This is a genomic window from Streptomyces sp. BJ20, assembly GCF_022869105.1.
Taxonomy (GTDB): Bacteria; Actinomycetota; Actinomycetes; order Streptomycetales; family Streptomycetaceae; genus Streptomyces; species Streptomyces griseoincarnatus.
The window spans coordinates 6,691,422-6,713,586 of the sequence record NZ_CP094918.1 but is presented as its reverse complement, the minus strand read 5'-3'; the positions used below and the strand labels follow the sequence as shown (position 1 = coordinate 6,713,586).

General features: G+C 71.6%; 19 protein-coding genes, 1 tRNA gene and 1 riboswitch. Of the genes, 16 read left to right on the top strand and 4 right to left on the bottom strand.

The annotated features are described in order from the left end of the window. Nucleotides 1-14: 14 nt before the first annotated feature. From MTR79_RS30120 to MTR79_RS30065, 12 genes are all read left to right on the top strand, one after another. Complete coding sequence (locus tag MTR79_RS30120; protein ID WP_279954150.1) at nt 15-1,511, top strand: serine/threonine-protein kinase; 1,497 nt, start codon at nt 15-17, stop codon at nt 1,509-1,511. A gap of 158 nt (nt 1,512-1,669) precedes the next feature. Continuing rightward, on the top strand, nt 1,670-2,317 hold the full coding sequence (locus tag MTR79_RS30115; RefSeq protein ID WP_122214569.1) for a SurA N-terminal domain-containing protein: 648 nt from the start codon (nt 1,670-1,672) through the stop codon (nt 2,315-2,317). A gap of 19 nt (nt 2,318-2,336) precedes the next feature. After that, a complete protein-coding gene (locus tag MTR79_RS30110; RefSeq protein WP_244792484.1) occupies nt 2,337-3,329 on the top strand; it encodes a nucleoside triphosphate pyrophosphohydrolase in 993 nt (330 codons plus the stop codon). A gap of 173 nt (nt 3,330-3,502) precedes the next feature. Beyond that, nucleotides 3,503-4,780, top strand: coding sequence for a cytochrome P450 (locus tag MTR79_RS30105; protein ID WP_189365005.1), 1,278 nt, complete (start codon nt 3,503-3,505; stop codon nt 4,778-4,780). 191 nt (nt 4,781-4,971) lie between these two features. Next, the gene (locus tag MTR79_RS30100; RefSeq protein WP_244792482.1) at nt 4,972-5,916 is read left to right on the top strand and encodes a transglycosylase family protein; all 945 of its coding nucleotides are present in this window, start codon (nt 4,972-4,974) and stop codon (nt 5,914-5,916) included. A 219-nt stretch (nt 5,917-6,135) separates the two neighbouring features. Next, a riboswitch (cyclic di-AMP (ydaO/yuaA leader) is annotated at nt 6,136-6,304 on the top strand. A 4-nt stretch (nt 6,305-6,308) separates the two neighbouring features. Continuing rightward, entirely contained in the window at nt 6,309-7,010 is a 702-nt protein-coding gene (locus MTR79_RS30095; protein WP_048457336.1) for a transglycosylase family protein, read from the top strand. 268 nt (nt 7,011-7,278) lie between these two features. Further along, entirely contained in the window at nt 7,279-8,559 is a 1,281-nt protein-coding gene (gene eno / locus MTR79_RS30090; RefSeq protein ID WP_048457489.1) for a phosphopyruvate hydratase, read from the top strand. Nucleotides 8,560-8,660: 101 nt separating this feature from the next. Continuing rightward, nucleotides 8,661-9,137, top strand: coding sequence for a septum formation initiator family protein (locus MTR79_RS30085; protein WP_189365007.1), 477 nt, complete (start codon nt 8,661-8,663; stop codon nt 9,135-9,137). A gap of 28 nt (nt 9,138-9,165) precedes the next feature. Further along, entirely contained in the window at nt 9,166-9,699 is a 534-nt protein-coding gene (locus MTR79_RS30080) for a DUF501 domain-containing protein (protein ID WP_086698997.1), read from the top strand. After that, on the top strand, nt 9,696-10,640 hold the full coding sequence (locus MTR79_RS30075; protein WP_244792480.1) for a Ppx/GppA phosphatase family protein: 945 nt from the start codon (nt 9,696-9,698) through the stop codon (nt 10,638-10,640). The genes MTR79_RS30080 and MTR79_RS30075 overlap by 4 nt, the downstream gene beginning before the upstream one ends. A 444-nt stretch (nt 10,641-11,084) precedes the next feature. Beyond that, a complete protein-coding gene (locus MTR79_RS30070) occupies nt 11,085-12,473 on the top strand; it encodes an NAD(P)/FAD-dependent oxidoreductase (protein ID WP_078895082.1) in 1,389 nt (462 codons plus the stop codon). 217 nt (nt 12,474-12,690) lie between these two features. Then, nucleotides 12,691-14,004: a cyclopropane-fatty-acyl-phospholipid synthase family protein gene (locus MTR79_RS30065; RefSeq protein WP_086699017.1), complete on the top strand. Its 1,314-nt coding sequence runs from the start codon at nt 12,691-12,693 to the stop codon at nt 14,002-14,004. Between the two features lie 71 nt (nt 14,005-14,075). Here MTR79_RS30065 and MTR79_RS30060 read toward each other — a convergent pair whose 3' ends face one another. Then, on the bottom strand, nt 14,076-16,607 hold the full coding sequence (locus tag MTR79_RS30060) for an ABC transporter permease (RefSeq protein ID WP_244792478.1): 2,532 nt from the start codon (nt 16,605-16,607) through the stop codon (nt 14,076-14,078). A 56-nt stretch (nt 16,608-16,663) separates the two neighbouring features. Next, complete coding sequence (locus tag MTR79_RS30055) at nt 16,664-17,434, bottom strand: ABC transporter ATP-binding protein (protein WP_033276177.1); 771 nt, start codon at nt 17,432-17,434, stop codon at nt 16,664-16,666. A gap of 386 nt (nt 17,435-17,820) precedes the next feature. On the opposite strand from MTR79_RS30055, the gene MTR79_RS30050 reads away from it, so the two are divergent. The 3 genes from MTR79_RS30050 (at nt 17,821) to MTR79_RS30040 (ending at nt 20,282) form a co-directional block, all read left to right on the top strand. Further along, nucleotides 17,821-17,907: transfer RNA gene (locus MTR79_RS30050), tRNA-Leu, on the top strand. A gap of 116 nt (nt 17,908-18,023) precedes the next feature. Then, nucleotides 18,024-19,199 carry a 4-hydroxybenzoate 3-monooxygenase gene (locus tag MTR79_RS30045; protein WP_086699003.1) on the top strand — a complete coding sequence of 392 codons (1,176 nt, stop codon included), beginning with the start codon at nt 18,024-18,026 and terminating at the stop codon, nt 19,197-19,199. A 195-nt stretch (nt 19,200-19,394) separates the two neighbouring features. Then, nucleotides 19,395-20,282 carry a Bax inhibitor-1/YccA family protein gene (locus MTR79_RS30040; protein WP_086699005.1) on the top strand — a complete coding sequence of 296 codons (888 nt, stop codon included), beginning with the start codon at nt 19,395-19,397 and terminating at the stop codon, nt 20,280-20,282. Between the two features lie 100 nt (nt 20,283-20,382). Here MTR79_RS30040 and MTR79_RS30035 read toward each other — a convergent pair whose 3' ends face one another. Next, nucleotides 20,383-20,613 carry a DUF4287 domain-containing protein gene (locus tag MTR79_RS30035; RefSeq protein ID WP_086699006.1) on the bottom strand — a complete coding sequence of 77 codons (231 nt, stop codon included), beginning with the start codon at nt 20,611-20,613 and terminating at the stop codon, nt 20,383-20,385. A 101-nt stretch (nt 20,614-20,714) separates the two neighbouring features. On the opposite strand from MTR79_RS30035, the gene MTR79_RS30030 reads away from it, so the two are divergent. Next, a complete protein-coding gene (locus MTR79_RS30030) occupies nt 20,715-21,026 on the top strand; it encodes a hypothetical protein (RefSeq protein WP_086699008.1) in 312 nt (103 codons plus the stop codon). Nucleotides 21,027-21,114: 88 nt separating this feature from the next. Here the strand turns inward: MTR79_RS30030 and MTR79_RS30025 are convergent, their stop codons facing one another. After that, nucleotides 21,115-21,891 carry a hypothetical protein gene (locus MTR79_RS30025; protein WP_086699009.1) on the bottom strand — a complete coding sequence of 259 codons (777 nt, stop codon included), beginning with the start codon at nt 21,889-21,891 and terminating at the stop codon, nt 21,115-21,117. Between the last annotated feature and the right edge of the window lie 274 nt (nt 21,892-22,165).

Genomic DNA, 22,165 nt, shown 5'->3' with positions numbered 1-22,165 from the left:
CCGGCCGCTACGAACTGTCCACGCTCATCGGCCAGGGCGGCATGGGACAGGTCTGGACGGCCTACGACAAGCGGCTGGACCGGCGCGTGGCGGTGAAGCTGCTGCGCCCCGACAAGGTGGCGGGACACGAGGCCGACGAGCTGCGCCGCCGCTTCGTGCGCGAGTGCCGGGTGACCGCGCAGGTCGACCACCCCGGCCTGGTCACCGTGCACGACGCGGGCAGCGAGGGCGAGGAGCTGTTCCTCGTCATGCAGTTCGTCGACGGCGCCGACCTCGGCGACCACCTCGCCGAGCACGACCCGTACCCGTGGCAGTGGGCGGTCGCGGTCGCCGCGCAGCTGTGCGCGGTGCTCAGCGCCGTGCACGCGGTGCCGATCGTCCACCGCGACCTCAAGCCGCGGAACGTGATGGTGAAGCAGGACGGCACGGTCACCGTCCTCGACCTCGGCGTGGCCTCCGTGATGGACGCCGACACCACCCGCCTGACCCACACCGGCACCCCCATCGGCTCGCCCGCCTACATGGCGCCCGAGCAGGCGATGGGCGGCGCGGTCGGCCCGTACACCGACCTGTACGCGCTCGGCGTGCTGATGCACGAACTGCTCAGCGGGGACGTGCCGTTCTCCGGCTCCACGGCGCTCGGGGTGCTGCACCGGCACCTGTACGAGCCGCCCGTGCCGGTGCGGCGGCTGCGCCCCGAGGTGCCGGAGGCGCTGGAGGCCCTGGTGCTGCGGCTGCTCGCCAAGGACCCGCAGCACCGCCCGGACTCGGCGCAGGAGGTGTACGAACACCTGGCGCTGCTGCTGCCCTCCCGGTCCGTGCCCACCGGCGCCCCGCTGGACCCCACCCGGCCCTTCCTGCGCCCGCACGCGCCCTGGCCGGACCGCGCCAGGACGCCGGCGCCGCAGCCCGCGCCCGCCGCGCCGTCCGCGCCGACGGCGGAGAAGGCCGACGTGGCCGCCGCCGTGGACGAGGTGAAGCGGCTGCTCGGCGAGGGCCGCATCACCCAGGCCGTCGACATCCTCGGCTCGATCCTCCCGGTCGCCGCCGAACAGCACGGCGAGCACTCGCCGGTGGTGCGCACCCTGCGCAAGCAGTACGCGGCCACGCTCCTCGACGACGGCCAGTACCGGCGGGCCCTGCCCGAGCTGCGGCGTCTGGCCGACGAGCGCTCCGCCGAGGCGGGCCAGGCCGACCCGCAGTCGCTGCGCCACCGCTACGAGGCCGCCCAGTGCCTGGAGCAGCTCGGCGACCCGGCGGCGGCCCTCGCCGAGTACCGGGCGCTGCTGCCGTACTACGAGAACCGGTACGTGGCCGCCGGGGACCCCCAGCAGGCGCACGACGTGCGGCGCCGCATCGGGCATCTGCTGCTCGCCCTCGGCGACCGGCCCGCCGCACACGACACGCTGGTGCGGCTGCTGCACGACGTGGAGCGCGTCCAGGGACCCGGGCACCCGCTCGCGGCGGACATCCGGCGCACCCTCCAGTGGCTCGGGCAGGTGCGCGGGTAGCCGCTCGGGCCCGCGCTTGGGGAGACGGCGGGCGCGGCGGTGCCGGAAGTCGCCGTGAATCGTTGGTCGAATGGGTTGGCCAGAGCTTGGCCGATGCCTACCATCGATCACCGCAGGACTTTGTGCACCGCCGCACAAGCTCTCCTCAGGAGGTTTCCTTGCACCGCCGTCGTCGCACCGCGTTCCTCCTCACCGCCGCGATCGCCGCGGCCCCTCTGCTCACCGCCTGCGGCAACGACGCGCACCCCGGTGCGGCGGCCGTGGTCGGCGGGGAGCGGATCACCGTGTCGCAGCTGGAGAACCGCGTCGACGAGGTGCGCGCCGCCCAGCGGGAGGCGGTCCCGGACGAGGCGCAGTACCAGCAGGCCATCGCCCGCACCGGCGGCCTGACCCGCGACACCCTGCACAGCATGGTGCTGGACCGGGTGCTGGAGCGCGCCGCGCGCGACGCCGGGGTGACCGTCTCCGACCGCGAGGTGCAGCGCACGCGGGCCGAGTTCGAGGAGCAGGCCGGCGGCGCGGAGGCGCTGGAGGCCGCCTGGCTCCAGCAGTACGGCGTGCCGCCGCAGCGCCTCGACGAGAACCTCCGCCTCCAGGTGACCGCGCAGAAGCTCGCCCAGAAGCTCGGCACCGACACCAGCCGGCCCGAGTTCTGGAAGGCGCTGTCCGACGCGAGCAAGGAGCTCGACGTCGATCTCAACCCGCGCTACGGCGAGTGGGACGCGGAGAAGAGCAGCCGGGTCGACGCGAAGACGCCGTGGGTGAAGGACGTCACCGCCGTGGCCGGGCCGCCGCTGGGGCTGTGACGTGGGCTAGTTTCGAAGGGTGAACGCAACCAGCCCCGCCCCGGCCCCCGAGGCCGCCCCCGGCCGTGTCGTCCTGCTCACCACCAGCCACCGGGTCGCGCCGGGACTGCTGTCCTGGCCCGCCTGGCAGGCGCTGCGCGCGGCCGACCGGGTGCTGTGCGCGGACGGCGCCCATCCGCAGCTGCCGTACCTGCGGGAGGCGGGGACAGCCGTCGAGGAGTACGCGCCCACCGCCGAGGAGGTCGTCGACGCCTGCGCCGGCGGACGCACGGTGGTCGTCGTCGCGACCGGCGAGGGCGAGCCCGCGCTCACCGACGGACTGGCGCGGATGGCCGGCGGCGGCCGGGTCCGCATGCCGGAACTGGAGCTGCTGCCCGCCTCCTACGACCTGCCCGGTGCCCGCCTGCTCGATCTGGTGCAGGTCATGGACCGCATCCGCGCCGAGTGCCCCTGGTCCTCGCAGCAGACCCACAAGGGCCTCGCCAAGTACGGCATCGAGGAGGCGTACGAGCTCGTCGAGGCCATCGAGGACGGCGACCGGGACGAGCTGCGCGAGGAACTGGGGGACGTGCTGCTCCAGGTCGTCTTCCACGCCCGCATCGCCGAGGAGCACGCGGAGGAGCCCTTCTCGATCGACGACGTGGCGGGCGGGATCGTCGCCAAGCTCGTCCACCGGCATCCGCACGTCTTCGGGGAGGAGACGGCGCGGACGCCGGAGGAGGTCAAGGCGCACTGGATGCGGACGAAGGCGGAGGAGAAGCGGAGGGAGTCCGTCACGGACGGGGTGCCGGTGGGGCAGCCGGCGCTGGCGCTGGCCACGAAGCTGGCGTCGCGGGTCCGTTCGGCGGGGCTGTCCGTCCCTCTTCCCTCCGGGGAAGGGGTCGGGTACGAGCTGCTTGCGCTCGCCGCGCGGGCGGAGGCGGAGGGGGTGGACGCGGAGGCGGCCCTCCGGGCTGCGGCGCGTGCGTACCGGGACGCGATCCGCGCCACTGAACAGGACGCGCGCGCCTGACCTCCCACTTCGGGGGCTCCGCCCCCGAACCCCCCGTTCGCGCAGTTCCCCGCGCCCCCAGAAAGGGGCGCGGGGAACTGCGCGATCAGCCACGTACTCACCCGCACATGCCCTGCGCGCCCAGCCACCCCGCCCCCGCCCCCGCTGCCGCAGGCCCCCGTTAGGGTCGCCCCATGCCTGACCAGTCACCCCCCGCCCCCGACCTCTTCACCTGGGAGTTCGCAGCCGACCCCTACCCCGCCTACGCCTGGCTCCGCGAGCACGCCCCCGTGCACAGAACCAAGCTCCCCAGCGGCGTCGAAGCCTGGCTGGTCACCCGTTACGCCGACGCCCGTCAGACCCTCGCCGACCACCGCCTGTCGAAGAACCCCGCGCATCACGACGAGCCCGCGCACGCGAAGGGGAAGACCGGCATCCCGGGTGAGCGGCAGGCCGACCTCATGACACACCTGCTGAACATCGACCCCCCGGACCACACCCGTCTGCGCCGCCTGGTCAGCAAGGCCTTCACCCCCCGACGGGTGGCCGAGTTCGCACCCCGCGTGCAAGAACTCACGGACGACCTCATCGACCGCTTCACGCGCGGCGGCGACACCGCCGATCTCATCCACGACTTCGCCTTCCCCCTCCCCATCTACGCCATCTGCGACCTGCTCGGCGTCCCGCGCGAGGACCAGGACGACTTCCGGGACTGGGCGGGCATGATGATCCGTCACGGCGGCGGCCCGCGCGGCGGGGTGGCGCGGTCGGTGAAGAAGATGCGCGGCTACCTCGCCGAGCTGATCCACCGCAAGCGGCAGGCGCTGCCCGCCGAGCCCGTCCCCGGCGAGGACCTCATCTCGGGTCTGATCCGCGCCTCCGACCACGGCGAGCACCTCACGGAGAACGAGGCCGCCGCGATGGCGTTCATCCTCCTCTTCGCCGGCTTCGAGACGACGGTCAACCTCATCGGCAACGGCACCTACGCCCTGCTCACGCACCCGGAGCAGCGGGAGCGTCTGCAGCGGGCGCTGGCCGAGGGGGACCGCGGGCTGCTGGAGACCGGGGTGGAGGAACTGCTGCGCTTCGACGGCCCGGTGGAGCTGGCGACCTGGCGGTTCGCCACGGAGCCGGTCGTCATCGGCGGGCAGCGGATCGAGACCGGCGACCCGGTGCTCGTCGTGCTGGCCGCGGCCGACCGGGACCCGGAGCGGTTCGCCGACCCGGACACCCTGGACCTGGGCCGCCGCGACAACCAGCACCTCGGGTACGGGCACGGCATCCACTACTGCCTGGGCGCCCCACTCGCGCGCCTGGAGGGACAGACCGCGCTCGCCACGCTTCTGACGCGTCTTCCGGACCTCCGGCTCGCCGCCGATCCGGCCGAACTGCGCTGGCGCGGCGGCCTCATCATGCGGGGACTCCGCACGCTTCCGGTGGAATTCTCCCCTCCGCGTTCAGGACAGACCTGACCTTCCTGTCCGTGCCCGGGGGTCGGTGTGCGGAAACCTGAGGCATGCTCAACTCTGTGATCTTCATGTGATCTGCACGGCATGAACTTGTGACAAGTGATCGACTGCCTATACGTTCACCCATCAAGTACGGCGCGCCGCACGGTTCTGCTCGCCGTACCGGTCCTTGTTGCCGAGTGAAAGGCTTCCGCATGCTCTCCGGGAACGGCCGACACCGTCGCCCCCGCCAGGCTCCGGCTCTGCTCGTCGCCGCCGGGGTGACCGGATCCGCGATCGCGATCCCGCTCCTCGGGGCGGGCGCCGCCAGCGCGGCGGACGGTGAGACCTGGGACCGGGTCGCGGAGTGCGAGAGCGGCGGCTCCTGGAGCCAGAACACCGGCAACGGCTACTACGGCGGCCTGCAGTTGACCCAGGACGACTGGGAGAACTACGGCGGCCTGGAGTACGCGCCCAGCGCCGACGCGGCCAGCCGCAACCAGCAGATCACCGTGGCCGAGAGAATCCTCGCCGACCAGGGCGTCGGCAAGTGGCGCGCCTGCGGCCTGCTCACGGGCCTGAACCAGGACACCGCGTCCCCGAACGTCGACCCGGGGGTCCCGACCGGCACGGACCGGGACGACACCCGGACCGGTGGGACGAGCACCCCGTCCGGTTCGCCGGAATCCGGCGCTTCGTCCTCTTCTCCCTCCCCGTCGGCCACGTCGGGTTCATTCGATTCGTCCGATGAGGCGAAGGGTGACGCGGACGCTGGTGCCTCCCCGTCCGTCTCCGCCTCCCCCGAAAGTGATGAGTCGGACAAGTCCGAACAGAGTACCGGTTCTTCGGTCGTCACCGAGTCCGAGGACAGCGGTCCGGGCCGCCATCGCGGCCCCAGCGCGCAGGAGGACGAGGCCGCCGACGCCGGGACCCCGTCGTCCGGCCGGCACGCCTCGCCCTCCGCGGACACGCCCGCGGGCATCGCCGACGACCGCTACACCGTCCAGGGCGGGGACAGCCTGACCTCCATCGCCGACTCCCTTGCCCTGACCGGCGGATGGACGGCGCTCTATGTCGAGAACCAGCAGGTCATCGGCGACGACCCGGACCTCATCCTGCCTGGCCAGCGGCTCCTGGTGGACACCGGAACCGCCGAATAGCGGCGGGAAACGGGCGGCCGAAGGCGCCTGTGGGCGACGGCAGTTGACGGAGCGATAAGGGCTGAATGTCCGTAATAAGGACTGTGAGAGATAGGTCTCAGAGGCCCTGATCATCTTTGATATTCCACCGATCGCGTGCTTACGGTCGTGACCGCTCGCCATCGCGGGCCCCGGCTGCCGCCACGCCGAATCCTGCCAGTGGCAGCACGGGAACAGTCGTCGCGTCATGCGCCGTAGGCAGGAGCGGGGGACCCAGGTAAGTGCCGCGACCGGACGGTTGACGTCCGGTTCGGCTCGGGGTGAAGCCGCGTCCCGGGAGGGGCGTGGCCGGGCAACTCAACCGGCCCGAACCCGACAGCTCACCTCGTAGGCGTCGGTGAGGGGATCCATCCATGCTGTTTTCCGGCAAGGGCAAGCACCGTCGTCCGTCCAAGGCCACTCGCGCCATCGCCATCGCCGGTGTCACCGGCGCCGCCGTCGCCGGCCCGCTGATGGCGTCCGGCACCGCCTCCGCGGCCACCGCGTCCGAGTGGGACGCCGTCGCCCAGTGCGAGTCCGGCGGCAACTGGTCCATCAACACCGGCAACGGCTACTACGGCGGCCTGCAGTTCTCCGCCTCCACCTGGGCCGGCTACGGCGGCACCCAGTACGCCGCCACCGCGGACCAGGCCACCAAGGCCCAGCAGATCGAGATCGCCGAGAAGGTCCTCGCGGGCCAGGGCAAGGGCGCCTGGCCGGTCTGCGGCACCGGCCTGTCCAACGCCGCCTACGACGGCGGCTCCGCCGAGGGCTCCTCGCAGGAGTCCGGCTCCACCGAGTCGCGTGAGAGCGAGCAGAAGGCCTCCCGCTCCGCCGAGCGCCCGGCCGCTCCGAAGGCGGAGAAGAAGGCCGAGAAGAAGACCGTCACCACCCCGACCGGCAAGAAGGTCGAGAAGGGCGACGGCGAGTACAAGGTCGTCAAGGGCGACACCCTCAGCTCCATCGCCGCCGAGCACGACGTCAAGGGCGGCTGGGCGAAGCTGTTCGAGCTGAACGACGACATCGTCGACGACGCCGACCTCATCTACCCGGGTCAGCAGCTGCACCTGAAGTAAGGGCGGACCGCCAGGTCCCTCCCCGTCTCCACGGGCTCCCCGCCCCGGTGCGTTTCTTCCCCCGTGCGCACCGGGGCGGGGTCATGTCCGGACGCATTCCGGTCACGGTTTCCCGAACCGGCTTTGTTCCGTTCGGAAACAATTTACTCTCGGTTCTGTCCATGAGGCGGGCGGCGAGATGGCCGATCGCCCGGAGCCGGTTAGGCTCGGACCCGCAGGGCCCCCGCGGCCCCGCTCACCCGCGTCACATCCCAAGAAGGAGATGCTCGTGCCGTCCATCGACGTCGTCGTAGCCCGGGAAATCCTGGACTCCCGAGGCAATCCCACGGTCGAGGTCGAGGTCGGCCTCGACGACGGCAGCACGGGTCGTGCCGCCGTCCCGTCCGGCGCCTCCACCGGCGCCTTCGAGGCCATCGAACTCCGTGACGGCGACGCCGGCCGTTACCTGGGCAAGGGCGTCGAGAAGGCCGTGCTGGCCGTCATCGAGCAGATCGGCCCGGAGCTCGTCGGCTACGACGCCACCGAGCAGCGCCTGATCGACCAGGCGATGTTCGACCTGGACGCCACCGACAACAAGGGCTCCCTCGGCGCCAACGCCATCCTCGGCGTCTCGCTCGCCGTCGCGCACGCCGCCTCCGAGGCCAGCGACCTGCCGCTGTTCCGCTACCTGGGCGGCCCGAACGCGCACCTGCTGCCGGTGCCGATGATGAACATCCTGAACGGCGGCTCGCACGCCGACTCCAACGTGGACATCCAGGAGTTCATGATCGCCCCCATCGGCGCGGAGTCCTTCTCCGAGGCGCTGCGCTGGGGCGCCGAGGTCTACCACACCCTCAAGAAGGTGCTGAAGGGCAAGGGCCTGGCAACCGGTCTCGGCGACGAGGGCGGCTTCGCCCCGAACCTCGGCTCCAACCGCGAGGCCCTCGACCTCATCCTCGAGGCGATCAAGGAAGCCGGCTACACCCCCGGCGAGCAGATCGCCCTGGCCCTCGACGTGGCCGCCTCCGAGTTCTACAAGGACGGCGTCTACACCTTCGAGGGCAAGGAGCGCACGGCCGCCGAGATGACCGAGTACTACGCGGAGCTCGTCGCCGCGTACCCGCTCGTGTCCATCGAGGACCCGCTGTTCGAGGACGACTGGGAGGGCTGGAAGGCTCTCACCGCCCAGCTCGGGGACAAGGTGCAGATCGTCGGCGACGACCTCTTCGTCACCAACCCCGAGCGCCTGGCCCGCGGCATCGAGGAGGGCGCCGCCAACGCCCTGCTGGTGAAGGTCAACCAGATCGGCTCGCTGACCGAGACCCTGGACGCCGTCGAGCTGGCCCAGCGCAACGGCTTCAAGTGCATGATGTCCCACCGCTCCGGCGAGACCGAGGACGTCACCATCGCCGACCTCGCCGTCGCCACCAACTGCGGCCAGATCAAGACCGGCGCCCCGGCCCGCTCCGAGCGCGTCGCCAAGTACAACCAGCTGCTGCGCATCGAGGAGATCCTCGACGACGCCGCGGTGTACGCCGGCCGCAGCGCGTTCCCCCGCTTCAAGGGCTGAGCGCCGCTCGCGTAGGAAGCGTCGTACGTACGTCCCCGTACCCGGTCCCGTACCGTGTGCGGGGACGTACGCGTGTATGAGACCGAACGAGAGGCGGGAACATGGCGGTGAAGGACCGGGACCGTTTCTCCACCGCGACCAGGATCCGGCTGATCGGTGAGCAGACCGCGGCCCGGGTCTACCGCTCCCAGACCAAGCGGCAGGCCCGCCGCTCGCGGCTGACCGGCCGCGCGGCCCTGCTCGCCCTGGTCCTCTGCTCCCTGGTCGTGGCCCTCGCCTACCCGATGCGGCAGTACGTCTCCCAGCGCGCGGAGATCGCCGACCTGCAGAAGGAGCAGGACGAGACCCGCCGGCGGGTCGAACGGCTGCGCGACCTGAAGGCCCGCTGGCAGGACGACGCGTACGCCGAGCAGGAGATCCGCAGGCGCCTGCACTACGTCATGCCGGGGGAGACCGGCTACATCGTCGTCGACCCGGCCGGCGCCGACCCCACGCGCGGCGACCTCCGCGCCGCCGACCGCCCCTGGTACGCCAACGTCTGGGACGGCGTCGACAAGGCCGACGCCGCCGCCCAGTGACCCGACGGAACACCGCAGAAAGACACGTATGGACACCCCTCCGCCCACGACCCCGCGTACCGAGCCCACCGACGCGGACGTCGAGGCCTTCAAGCAGCAGCTCGGCCGCCCCCCGCGCGGGCTGCGCGCCATCGCGCACCGCTGTCCCTGCGGGCAGCCGGACGTCGTGGAGACCGCGCCGCGGCTGCCCGACGGCACACCCTTCCCGACGCTGTACTACCTGACGTGCCCGCGGGCGAACTCCGCGATCGGCACGCTGGAGGCGAACGGCGTGATGAAGGAGATGACCGAGCGGCTGGCCGCCGACCCCGAGCTGGCGGCCGCCTACCGCGCGGCGCACGAGGACTACGTCCGCCGCCGCGACGAGATCGAGGAGCTGAAGAACTTCCCCAGCGCAGGCGGCATGCCGGACCGGGTGAAGTGCCTGCACGTCCTCGTCGCGCACTCGCTGGCCGCCGGACCGGGCGTCAACCCGCTCGGCGACGAGGCGCTGGCGATGCTGCCTCAGTGGTGGGCCAAGGGCCCCTGTGTGACGTCCGCGGCCGGGGAGGACGCCCAGTGACCCGGGTCGCCGCGATCGACTGCGGTACGAACTCCATCCGTCTGCTGGTCGCCGACGCCGACCCGGCGACGGGCGAACTCACCGATCTGGACCGGCGGATGACGATCGTGCGGCTCGGCCAGGGCGTCGACCGCACCGGACGGCTGGCGCCTCAGGCGCTGGAGCGCACCTTCGCCGCCTGCCGCGAGTACGCGGAGATCATCGAGAAGCACGGGGCCTCGGAGCACCTGCGCTTCGTCGCCACCTCGGCCTCCCGCGACGCCGAGAACCGCGACGACTTCGTGCGCGGGGTGGTGGACATCCTGGGCGTGGAGCCCGAGGTGATCACCGGCGACCAGGAGGCGGAGTTCTCCTTCACCGGCGCCACCAAGGAGCTGACCGGCCGCGACGACCTGCACCGGCCGTTCCTGGTGGTGGACATCGGCGGCGGCTCCACCGAGTTCGTCGTCGGCGACGACCGTGTGCGCGCCGCCCGTTCCGTGGACGTCGGCTGCGTCCGGATGACCGAGCGCCACCTGGTGCGGGACGGGGCCGTGACGGACCCGCCCACCGAGGAGCAGATCGCGGCGATGCGCGCCGACATCGAGGTCGCCCTGGACCGGGCGGAGGAGACGGTGCCGCTGCGCGAGGCGCGGACGCTGGTGGGCCTTGCGGGGTCCGTCACCACCGTGTCGGCGATCGCGCAGGACCTGCCCGAGTACGACTCGGCGGCCATCCACCACTCCCGTGTCTCCCGCGACCGGGTCCGGGAGATCACCGAGTGGCTGCTGCGCTCCACCCATGCGGAGCGGGCCGCCGTGCCGTCCATGCATCCGGGCCGGGTCGACGTGATCGGCGCGGGCGCCCTGGTACTGCTGGCGGTCATGGAGCGCACCGGCGCCGAGGAGGCCGTGGTCTCCGAGCACGACATCCTCGACGGGATCGCCTGGTCCGTGGCCTAGGTCTCTTCTGTTACCGGCCAGTAGCACTCCGCTGAGCAGTCGGGATAGCGTTTGAGCGGCGCTCCCGGGGGGCCTTCGGACCCCTCGGGGCGGACCTCCCCGGGAAAGTTCGTGAAGTTCTTCACAAGGAATTGGCCCCGGGAGGGCGAAGAAGTGGGTCCGATTGACCCGTTCGGGCGCTCAACACCCCTTTGAACACGTTCAGAAGGGGGGTGCGGGGGGTTCGCGCACACCGCTCGCACCGACCGCCCGGCCGGCCTCACGGGCCGCCTCCGGCCGCAGAGAGGCAGCTCACGCGGCATTGACAACGCGTCAAGCGGGAGCCCGGTTCCCGATCCGGACTGTGATCTGGATCAAGAAGCGCGGGATAGTAGCACAGGCCCTGCCGGAGCTTGTGAAGGGGCGCACGAGGTACCCCCCTCGGGCGGGTGGATACTCGATGGCATGAGCACCACGGAGCGTCCCAGGATCCTCGTAGTAGGCGGTGGGTACGTAGGCCTGTACGCAGCTCGGCGCATCCAGAAGAAGATGCGTTACGGCGAGGCGACCGTCACCGTCGTCGACCCGCGGTCGTACATGACCTACCAGCCCTTCCTCCCCGAAGCCGCCGCCGGCAGCATCTCCCCGCGGCACGTCGTCGTCCCGTTGCGGCGCGTGCTTCCCAAGGCGGAGGTCCTCACCGGCCGGGTCACCACCATCGACCAGGACCGCAAGGTCGCCACGATCGCCCCGCTCGTGGGCGAGGCGTACGAGCTGCCCTTCGACTACCTGGTGATCGCGCTCGGCGCGGTCTCCCGCACCTTCCCGATCCCCGGCCTCGCCGAGCAGGGCATCGGCATGAAGGGCGTCGAGGAGGCCATCGGCCTGCGCAACCACGTCCTCGAGCAGCTCGACAAGGCCGACTCCACCACGGACGAGGAGATCCGCCGCAAGGCGCTCACCTTCGTCTTCGTGGGCGGCGGCTTCGCCGGCGCGGAGACCATCGGCGAGGTCGAGGACATGGCCCGGGACGCGGCCAAGTACTACAAGACGGTGTCCCGCGAGGACATGCGCTTCATCCTCGTCGACGCCGCCGACAAGATCCTCCCCGAGGTCGGCCCCAAGCTCGGCACGTACGGCAAGGAGCACCTCGAGAGCCGCGGCGTCGAGGTCTACCTGTCCACCTCCATGGACTCCTGCGTCGACGGCCACGTGGTGCTGAAGAACGGCCTCGAGGTCGACTCCAACACCATCGTGTGGACCGCGGGCGTCAAGCCGAACCCGGCGCTGGCCCGCTTCGGCCTGCCGCTCGGTCCGCGCGGCCACGTCGACACCGCGCCGACCCTCCAGGTCAAGGGCACCGACTACATCTGGGCCGCGGGCGACAACGCCCAGGTCCCGGACCTCGTGGGCCGCAAGGCCGGCAACGAGAACGCCTGGTGCCCGCCGAACGCCCAGCACGCGCTGCGCCAGGCCAAGGTCCTCGGCGACAACGTGATCTCCGGCATGCGGGGCTTCCCGCAGAAGGAGTACAGCCACGCCAACAAGGGCGCGGTCGCGGGCCTCGGCCTGCACAAGGGCGTCGCGATGATCGTGATGGGCAAGTTCAAGATCAAGCTCAAGGGCCGGCTCGCCTGGTACATGCACCGTGGCTACCACGGTCTGGCCATGCCGACCTGGAACCGCAAGATCCGGATCTTCGCCGACTGGACCCTCGGCATGTTCCTCAAGCGCGAGGTCGTGTCCCTGGGCGCGATCGAGACCCCGCGCGAGGAGTTCTACGAGGCCGCCAAGCCGGCCCCGGCGCCCGCCGCGAAGCAGGAGCCGAAGAAGACCGAGGCCAAGGCCTCCTGACCCGGGGTCGCCCCCCAGGTCACCCGTAGGCCACCCCGAAGGGGCCGCCCGCCATCCGTGGTGCGGGCGGCCCCTTCGGCATGTCCCCGGGATGACTCCCCGCGGGTTGCGTTTCCGTGTTTTGCCCGAAGATGACGCGCGCCGGGGACTGCCACGGCCGCGCCCAGGTGTTTACGTGGTGACGACATTCCGGGATCCGGTCACGGAGGTGTACACCATGGCAGACGCCGCCTCACGGCTGAGAGGCATCCTCGAGCAGTTGCTCGGAGCACCCTTCCCGGTGCGTGTCCGCACCTGGGACGGCTCGGAAGCCGGCCCCCCGGAGGCCCCCGTCCTGGTCGTGCGCAACCGGCGCGCCCTGCGCCGTCTGCTGTTCAAGCCGGGCGAACTGGGCCTGGCGCGCGCCTGGGTGGCCGGCGATCTGACGGTCGAGGGCGACCTCTACACCGCGCTGGACCGGCTCGCCGGGAGCATCTGGGAGCGCGACGAGGACGCCCGTACCCTGGCCCAGTCCCTGCGCGACCCGGAGTTCCGCTCGGCGGTGCGCCGGCTGTTCGCCATGGCGGGCCCGCCGCTGCCGCCCGCCCCGCCTCCCGAGGAGGTCCGAAGGCCCCGCCGCGGACTGCACACCAAGGGCAGCGACAAACGTGCCATCAGCCACCACTACGACGTCGGCAACGAGTTCTACGAGATCGTCCTCGGCCCGTCCATGGTGTACTCCTGCGCCTACTGGCCCGCCCCGCCCCCGGAGGGCACCCTCGAGCAGGCCCAGCACGACAAGCTCGACCTGGTCGCCCGCAAGCTCGCCCTGCGGCCCGGGCAGCGACTGCTGGACGTCGGCTGCGGCTGGGGCTCCATGGCGATCCACGCGGCCCGCGAGCACGGGGTGAACGTCGTCGGCATCACCCTCTCCCAGGAGCAGGCCGCCTACGCCCGCAAGCGGATCGCCGAGGAGGGGCTCACCGACCGCGTCGAGATCCGCGTCCAGGACTACCGGGACGTCGCGGACGGCCCCTACGACGCGATCTCCTCCATCGGCATGGCCGAACACGTCGGCTCCGAGCGCTACCTGGAGTACACGACCGTCCTGCACCGGCTGCTGAAGCCGGGCGGGCGGCTGCTCAACCACCAGATCGCCCGCCGCCCGCAGCGCGACGAGGAGTCGTACCGGGTGGACGACTTCATCGACGCCTACGTCTTCCCCGACGGCGAGCTGGCCCCGCTCGGCACCACCGTCACCCTGCTGGAGCGCGCCGGGTTCGAGGTGCGCGACGTGGAGTCGATCCGCGAGCACTACGCCCTCACCCTGCGCCGCTGGGTCGCCAACCTGGAGGCCGACTGGGCCCGTGCCGTGGCCCTGACCGGTCCGGGCCGGGCCCGCGTCTGGCAGCTGTACATGGCCGCTTCCGCGCTCGCCTTCGAACGCAACCGGATCGGAGTCAACCAGGTCGTCGCGGTGCGGACCCCCGAGTCCGGCGCCTCCGGGATGCCGCTGCGGGCCCGGGTGTGGGGCGCTCCCGGACCGGCCTGATCCGCACCACGACGTGAAGGGCCGGGCTCCCCGTACGGAGCCCGGCCCTTCGGTGTGCCGCGTCGACGAGGTCACTCCGCCTTGATCGCGTTCAGCATGTTCAGCCGGGCGGCGTTGCGGGCCGGCCACAGGGCGGCCAGGACGCCCACCAGTCCGGCCAGCACCACGAAGATCCCGATCCGGTCCCAGGGCAGGACCAGCGCGTACCCGGGGATCTCCTCGGCGACGGTCTCGCCGATCGCCCAGCCGAGGAACGTGCCGAGACCGATGCCGACCACCGCGCCGAAAACCGAGATGACGACGGCCTCCAGCCGGACCATCCGCTTCACCCGGCGCCGGTCCAGACCGATCGCGCGCAGCATGCCGATCTCCTGCTGCCGTTCGAAGACGGACATCGCGAGGGTGTTGACGACGCCGAGCACCGCGATGATCAGAGCCATCGCCAGCAGGCCGTACATGACGTTCAGCAGGGTGTTGATGGCGCCGCCGAACTCGTCGCGGATGTCCTGCCGGTCCATGACGGTGATCGCGGGGTTGTCACCGAGCGCGTCGATGAGGACCTTCTCGTTCGCCGCGGACTGGCCGCCGTCGACCTTCACGAAGATCTGCCGGATGTACGGCTTCGCCTCGTGCTCGCTCACCACGGCGGTGTCGACGAGGACGGGGGAGAGGAACTCGCTGTCCTTGTAGACGGCGCCGACCGTCAGCGTCGCCTTCTTCTCGTCGGCGAAGGTGAAGGGGATGTTGTCGCCGGGCTTCCAGCCCTTGCTCTCGGCCGTGGTCTCGGCGACCGCGATCTGCCCCTCGGCGAGCGAGTCGACGTCGCCGCTGACGACGTCGACGTTCAGGACCTCCTGGATGTCGCCCGGGGTGACCGCGGAGGCGGAGACGTAGTCGTCACCGGTCTGGAGGTAGGCGTCCTGCTGCGGCGAGACCGCCGAGACGCCTTCGGCCTTCTCCAGCGCGGTCAGCGCGGACCGGTCGAGGTCGCCTCCGTTGGCCATCGAGACCATGTAGTCGGCCTTGATGTTGTCCGTGGTCATCTTGTCGATGGCGGTGCCGACCGTGACGCCGAGCACCGACAGGCCGGTCACCAGCGTCAGCCCGATCGCCAGCGCCGAGGCGGTGGCGCCGGTGCGGCGCGGGTTGCGGACCGCGTTCTGGCCGGCCAGCTTGCCGGCCACGCCGAAGGGCCCGACGAGCAGCGGACGGACGAGTGCGATCACGGGCCGGGACAGCAGCGGGATCAGGATGATCACGCCGATCAGAGCGAGGAACGCCCCCGCGCCGATGTACATCCGGCCGTCGTCGCCGCCGGTCGAGGCGCCTGCCACGATCCCCGCCGCGCCGAGGGCGGTGACGGCCCCGCCGATGGAGTTGCGCAGCACCAGCGACTTGGTGGTGGCCACCGCGTGGACGCTGTTCATCGCCGCCACCGGCGGGATCTTCGCGGCCCTGCGGCCGGGCAGCCAGGCGGCGAACACCGTGATCAGCACGCCCACCGCGAACGCCGAGATCACCGGAGTGGCGGACAGGACCAGCGGGCCGTCAGGCATCTTCATGTCGAACGCCGCCATGCCGGAGCGCAGTCCGACGGCCAGACCGATGCCGAGGACGAAGCCGACGGCCGAGGCCACCAGACCCACCACCGCGGCCTCGGCGAGCACCGAACGGGTGATCTGCCTGCGGGACGCGCCGACCGCGCGCATCAGGGCGACCTCCTTGGTGCGCTGGGCGACCAGCATCGTGAACGTGTTGGAGATCAGGAAGACGCCCACGAAGAGCGCGATGCCCGCGAAGCCGAGCAGGACCTGCTTGAGGTTGCCCATGCCCTGTTCGATCTGGTCGGCCTGCTCGTCCGCGAGCGCCTTGCCGGTCTGCGCCTCCGCCGTGTCCGGCAGCAGCGGCTCGACCGCGGCGAGGATCTCGGCGTCGTCCGCGCCGGGGGCCGCGACGACGGTGACGTCCTCGAAGTAGCCCTGCTCGAGGTACTGCTTCTGGGCGACGGCGGTGTTGAAGAGGACGAGGCTGCCGCCGGCGTTGACGGCGCCGTCCTCGGTGGTGAACACACCGCTGAGGGTGTACTCCTTCACCGGGCCGTTGGTGGCGACGCGCACCCGGTCCCCGACCGCGTACTCGCCCTTGGCCGCGGACTCCTCGTCCAACGCGATCTGGCCGTCCTGCACCGGGCCGGAGCCCTCGGTGAACGTGTACGCGGGGTCCTTGCCGTTCTCGCCGGGCGCGAAGTTGGAGCCCTTGTTGGACCAGCCGACGCCGATCAGCTTCCCGTCGGGGTCGGCGACCCCGGCGAAGCCCTCGACACGGCCGTACACCCCGGCGACGCCGTCCACGGCGGAGATCCGGTCGAGGTCCTTGCCGGACAGGCCGGGGGCCTCCTCGGGGTTGTCCGGGTCGGCGTACGAGGTGACGGCGACGGCGACGTCGTCGTAGCTCTTCGCCGACTGGTTGCGGAAGGCGTTGGAGAGGGTGTCCGCGAAGACCAGGGTGCCCGACACGAACGCCACGCCGAGCATCACGGCGAGCACGGTCATCAACAGCCTGGCCTTGTGCGCGAAGACGTTGCGCAAGGCGGTACGGAACATGGGTCTTCTCTGTCCAGACGGTACGGGGGAGGGGCGAGCGGGCGGCGGGCCCGGGGTCAGCTGGTGCGGCCCTTGGCGTCGAAGCGCTTCATGCGGTCCAGCACCGAGTCGGCCGTCGGGCCGTGCAGCTCGTCGACGATGCGGCCGTCGGCGAGGAAGACCACCCGGTCCGCGTAGGCGGCGGCGACCGGGTCGTGGGTCACCATGACCACCGTCTGGCCCAGTTCGCGCACGGAGTTGCGCAGAAAGCCGAGCACCTCGGCGCCGGAGCGCGAGTCGAGGTTGCCGGTCGGCTCGTCGCCGAAGACGATGTCGGGCCGGGACGCCAGCGCCCGGGCCACCGCGACCCGCTGCTGCTGGCCGCCGGAGAGCTGGGCGGGCCGGTGGCTCAGCCGGTCGGACAGGCCGACCATGCGGATCACGGTGTCCAGCCACTCCTTGTCGGGCTTGCGGCCCGCGATGTCCATGGGGAGCGTGATGTTCTCCAGGGCGTTGAGCGTCGGCAGCAGGTTGAACGCCTGGAAGATGAAGCCGATCTTGTCCCGGCGCAGCCGCGTGAGCTGCTTGTCCTTCAGCGCGCCCAGCTCGGTGTCGCCGATGCGCACGGAGCCGGAGGAGAAGGTGTCGAGCCCGGCGACGCAGTGCATCAGCGTGGACTTGCCCGAGCCCGAGGGACCCATGATCGCGGTGAACTCGGCCTGCCGGAAGTCGACGGAGACCCGGTCCAGCGCGACGACCCGGGTCTCGCCCTGGCCGTAGATCTTCGACAGCTCCGTGGCGCGCGCGGCCACGGTGGTGGTCCGGTCGGCGAGGGGGGCGGTGGTCACGGATGAGCTCCTGTCAGGACGGCGTGTTTCGGGGACGTGACCATCCTTCCGTGGCCTCGCCGCCGCGTAGTCAACCGCTGCTCCGGTTCCCGGGGGGGACTCGGGAGGGAGCGCGGGATGCCGGGTCATACCTGGGGATGACAGGAGACCCCTACCCGGGTCGTCCCCGGAACGGGTGGGGCGCCCTGTCCCGGACGGTGAAATTCCGTCATTCCGCGTGCGGGGGACCTCGTCGCACGCAAGGCTGGTGGCACGTACTGACGGTGCCTTCCGGTGTCTGATGCTCCCTCAGGCGCCAATAAAATAAGACAAGATCGGTCCATCCCGCCGCGGGCGGAGGGAGGGTCACCGATAGGCTCGGAACCGCGAAGCGGAGCCCACGGCCTGCCCGGATGGTGGAATGCAGACACGGCGAGCTTAAACCTCGCTGCCCCTGAGCGGGCGTGCCGGTTCAAGTCCGGCTCCGGGCACCACCACGCCTCGCCCCCCACGCTCGCCCTGGCCTCCCCGGACGCCCCGCGCGGCCGTTGACACCCGGGCGGGCGTGCCCGGAAACTCGCGTTCGGCCGCGGGCGAAGGGGGACGACCGGTGCGTACCACCGTGGGAATCGTGGGGGCCGGTCCTGCCGGGCTGACGCTGGCGCGGCTGCTGCGGCTGGCGGGCATCGACTGTGTCGTCCTGGAGTGCCGCGACCGCGCCCACGTGGAGCGGCGGCAGCGGGCCGGGGTGCTGGAGCAGGGCACCGCCGACGTGCTCAGGGCGGCCGGGGCTGGGGAGCGGCTGGACCGCGAGGGCCTGCCCCACGACGGCATGGAGCTGCGGTTCGACAGGCGCCGCCACCGCGTCGACTTCCCGGACCTCACCGGCGGGCGCCGCGTCACCGTCTACGCCCAGACCGAGGTCTGCAAGGACCTCATCGCCCTCGCCGAGACCGACGGTCCCCCCGTGCTCTTCGAGGCGGAGGTGCTCGCCGTGGAGGACGTGGACACCGACGCCCCGCGGATCCGCTTCCGCCGCGACGGCCGCGAGGAGGTGCTGGAGTGCGCCTACGTGGCCGGCTGCGACGGCTTCCACGGGGTGTGCCGGGCCGCCGTCCCCGCCGCCGTCTCCCGCGTCTTCGAGCGCGCCCACCCGTACGCCTGGCTGGGCGTCCTCGCCGACGTGCCGCCGTCCCACGACGAGCTGGTCTACGCCCGCCACGACCGCGGCTTCGCCCTGCTGTCCATGCGCTCCCCGACCGTCTCCCGCCTCTACCTCCAGGTGCCGGAGGGCACGAAGGCCGAGGAGTGGACGGACGAGGAGATCTGGGACGAGCTGGACCGTCGCCTGGAGACCGCCGACGACTGGACCCTGGAGCGCGGCCCCCTCACCCAGAAGTCGGTCACCCCGATGCGCTCCTACGTCCACGAGCCCATGCGGTACGGACGGCTCTTCCTCGCCGGGGACGCCGCCCACATCGTGCCGCCGACCGGAGCCAAGGGCCTCAACCTCGCCGTCGGGGACGTCGTGGTCCTCGCCCGCGCCCTGGAACACGAACGGCGCACCGGCTCCCCCGCGCTGCTGGACGCCTACTCCGCGACCTGCCTGCGCCGCGTCTGGCAGGCCGAGCGGTTCTCCCACGACATGACCGCGCTGCTGCACCGCGACCCCGGCGCCACCGCCTTCGACGACCGGCTGCAGCTCGCCCGTCTGGACCGCGTCGCCAGCAGCCGGTCCGCCGCCGCCGACCTCGCCGAGGGCTACACCGGATTCCCCTTCGGGTGATCACTGTCTCCGGCCGGTTCCGGGCAGGTACCGGCTCGGTACCGGTCCGTCACCTGGCGTGAAGGGAATCACCAGGACGCGTAGCGTGTTGCGCAGCACAACGAGGGAAAGATCCTCCCCAAGCATTAGGGTCTTTCCTTTGCCTACCTATTACTCTTGAGCCAAGGCCGCACCGAGTGGCCATGGAGGAGTGAAATGAGGAGCAGTAACCCGGTCTTCTCGCGACGGGGGTTCGGCCGCGACAACGGCTACGCGGGCTTCAACACCGCGCCGCAGGCCGGGGGCCCCGCAGTCGCCACGCAGGCCAACCCGTACGCCCAGCCGACGGGCAACCCGTACGCCCAGAACCCGTACGCGCAGCAGCAGCAGTACGGCGCGCCGCCGCAGGCTCCCGCCGCGGCCGGCCGCATGACCATCGACGACGTCGTGATGCGCACGGGCACCACGCTCGGTGTGCTGATCGTCACCGCCGCGCTCGCCTGGGCGCTGCTGCCGGTGGACGACGCCAACATCGGCCGGTCCTACGGCATCGGCATCGGCTCCGCGCTGATCGCCATGGTCCTGGGCTTCGTGCAGGCGTTCAAGCGCAAGGCGTCGCCCGCGCTCATCCTGACCTACGCCGCCTTCGAGGGTGTGTTCCTCGGCGTCATCTCCAGCGTCGTCGACAACCGCATCGCCGACGGCGCGGCCATGCAGGCCGTGCTCGGCACCATGGCGGTGTTCGCCGGTGTGCTGGTGGCCTACAAGGCCGGGTGGATCCGCGTCAACCGCCGCTTCTACGGCTTCGTGATGGCGGCCGCCCTCGGCTTCATCCTTCTGATGGCCGTGAACCTGCTGTTCGCGGTGATCGGCGGCGGTGACGGCCTCGGCTTCCGCAGCGGCGCCCTCGGCATCCTCTTCGGCGTCGTCGGCATCATCCTCGGCGCCTGCTTCCTCGCCCTGGACTTCAAGCAGGTCGAGGACGGCATCGCCTACGGCGCCCCGCGCGAGGAGGCCTGGCTCGCCGCCTTCGGCCTCACGCTGACGCTGGTGTGGATCTACCTCGAGTTCCTGCGGCTCATCTCGATCCTCAACAGCGACTGACGCCCCGGCGTCCGCCGCACGGCATGACGAAGGGCCCCGGTTCCCACCGGGGCCCTTCGCCGTGTCTCGGGTCCGTTCCGGGGGACGGGCCGGGCGCCGGCTAGAGCAGCCTGCGCGCCGCCCTCCGCAGGTCGTACTCGTGCACGATCGCCTTGGCGTGGCCGTACGCCAGGTCGTACTCGTGCCTCAGCCAGCTGACCTTCTCCTCGAACCGGACGAGCGCCGGACCTTCTTCGACGGTGCGCACCCAGTCGGCGATCTCACGACCGGTGCAGTGCGGGATGCGGGCGAGCATGTTGCGATGGGTCTCTGCGGAGAAGACTTGGGACATCGGCGCCTCCGGACGCTGGGATACAAGCCGGTCCTTCAGGTCACCGTGCCCGAGCGCCCGCCCGTTGGCAACAGTCCTGCCGCGCCGCGTACGCTCGCCGCGTGGTTGATACGACGCCCTTCACCCGTGCCGTGGATCATTTCGCCGACCGTCTGCGGGCCGCGCCGCAGAGCCGGCTGCAGCGGGGGGCGGCGGCCGAGGCGCTCGCCCTGGCCAGGGAGCTGGCGCGGCGCACCCAGCATGTCGAGGAGCCGGGCACCGAGCCGCGCGAGATGCCGGACGCCGGCATGTTCGCCGCCGCCGACCAGATCACCGTCGCCGGACACGACTTCGCCCTCGTGCTGAAAAGCGACGAGGAAGTGGCCGAAGCCGTCCGGCTCGTGGAGGAGGCACGCGAGCGCGCGGGCGTGTGACCCGGCGAGGGGCGTGCGCCGGGCGGTGCGGGAGCGCCCCTCGGAACGCCGGGGGCCACGGGCGCTACGGGTACGAGTACTACGGGTGCTACAGGGACGCGATGACGCGGTCCGCGAGGATGTAGACACTGCCCTCGCCGCAGGAGAACGTCAGCGTGTACGCCCCGGAGATGCCGGAGCCGCCCAGCAGGAACGGGGTCTCGCCCGCCCGCAGCGCCTCGGCCAGCCGGTCCGCGGTCTCGCGGTGGCCCGGCGTCATGCACAGCGTGGTGCCGTCGGCGAAGACGTACACGTCCAGGGTGCCCAGCGGGCCCGGACGGACGTCGGTCAGCTCGGTGCGCGCGGCCGCCAGCTCCTCCAGGATCTCCACCGTGCGCTCGTGGTCGCTCACGACCGGCGAGGAGTGCGGCACGAAGTCCGGGTGCGAGGGGTGACGGCGGCGGGCCGCGGCCAGCTCGGGGGAGTCCCCGGCGTGCTCCTCGATGTCGGCGCCGGGCTCGACGACCGGCTCCAGGCCCGCGAAATCGGCCTGCCGGGGCAGGAACAGCTCGCTGTCGGGCAGACCCAGCAGGGACGGTCCTTCGGAGGCGTCACGGGCCTCCTGGGCGGCCCAGAACGCCCGCGCCTCGGCCAGCTCGCGCTCCCGCTCCTCGGCGAGCGCCTCCGCGACCGCGGCGCGTATCTCGTCCGGTCCCGCCGAGCGGGCGGGCGGGACCTGGGCATGGCCCGTGGCCCGGCTCCTGGCCAGCTCGGTGTGCAGTGCCGCGACCTGTCGGCGCAGCACCAGCACGCTGCGCAGGACGGCGACGCCCACGGCACCGGTGGCTGCCGTGGTGATCAGCAGGGCGATCGGCATGGCGCTCACTGACGTACTCCCGGTTCACAGTCGACCCCCGACTTCCTACATCAGCTTGAAGGGCGGACTAACCATCTGTCAGTGCGTAACGTCACGAATCGGACAGTCCGATGGGGTGTGGACGCCTGATGCGGCTTCCGTGACCTGCGTGGATACCCCTCCCGGGAGGCGTAGGTCACATCCTGGGGGAATTTGGATCACAGAACGGCCCGGCACCCCGGGGGCCGGGGGTTCCGGGCCGTTCTCTCACGCCCTGTGCCGCCGTCGTGACGCAGCGGCACGC

Bases quoted from the DNA above. Each gene is read 5' to 3' on its own strand.
- MTR79_RS30105 (WP_189365005.1), top strand. From the start codon at position 3,503: ATGCCTGACCAGTCACCCCCCGCCCCCGACCTCTTCACCTGGGAGTTC.
- MTR79_RS30100 (WP_244792482.1), top strand. From the start codon at position 4,972: ATGCTCTCCGGGAACGGCCGACACCGTCGCCCCCGCCAGGCTCCGGCT.
- MTR79_RS30095 (WP_048457336.1), top strand. From the start codon at position 6,309: ATGCTGTTTTCCGGCAAGGGCAAGCACCGTCGTCCGTCCAAGGCCACT.
- MTR79_RS30085 (WP_189365007.1), top strand. From the start codon at position 8,661: ATGGCGGTGAAGGACCGGGACCGTTTCTCCACCGCGACCAGGATCCGG.
- MTR79_RS30080 (WP_086698997.1), top strand. From the start codon at position 9,166: ATGGACACCCCTCCGCCCACGACCCCGCGTACCGAGCCCACCGACGCG.
- MTR79_RS30070 (WP_078895082.1), top strand. From the start codon at position 11,085: ATGAGCACCACGGAGCGTCCCAGGATCCTCGTAGTAGGCGGTGGGTAC.
- MTR79_RS30065 (WP_086699017.1), top strand. From the start codon at position 12,691: ATGGCAGACGCCGCCTCACGGCTGAGAGGCATCCTCGAGCAGTTGCTC.
- MTR79_RS30060 (WP_244792478.1), bottom strand. From the start codon at position 16,607: ATGTTCCGTACCGCCTTGCGCAACGTCTTCGCGCACAAGGCCAGGCTG.
- MTR79_RS30040 (WP_086699005.1), top strand. From the start codon at position 19,395: ATGAGGAGCAGTAACCCGGTCTTCTCGCGACGGGGGTTCGGCCGCGAC.
- MTR79_RS30035 (WP_086699006.1), bottom strand. From the start codon at position 20,613: ATGTCCCAAGTCTTCTCCGCAGAGACCCATCGCAACATGCTCGCCCGC.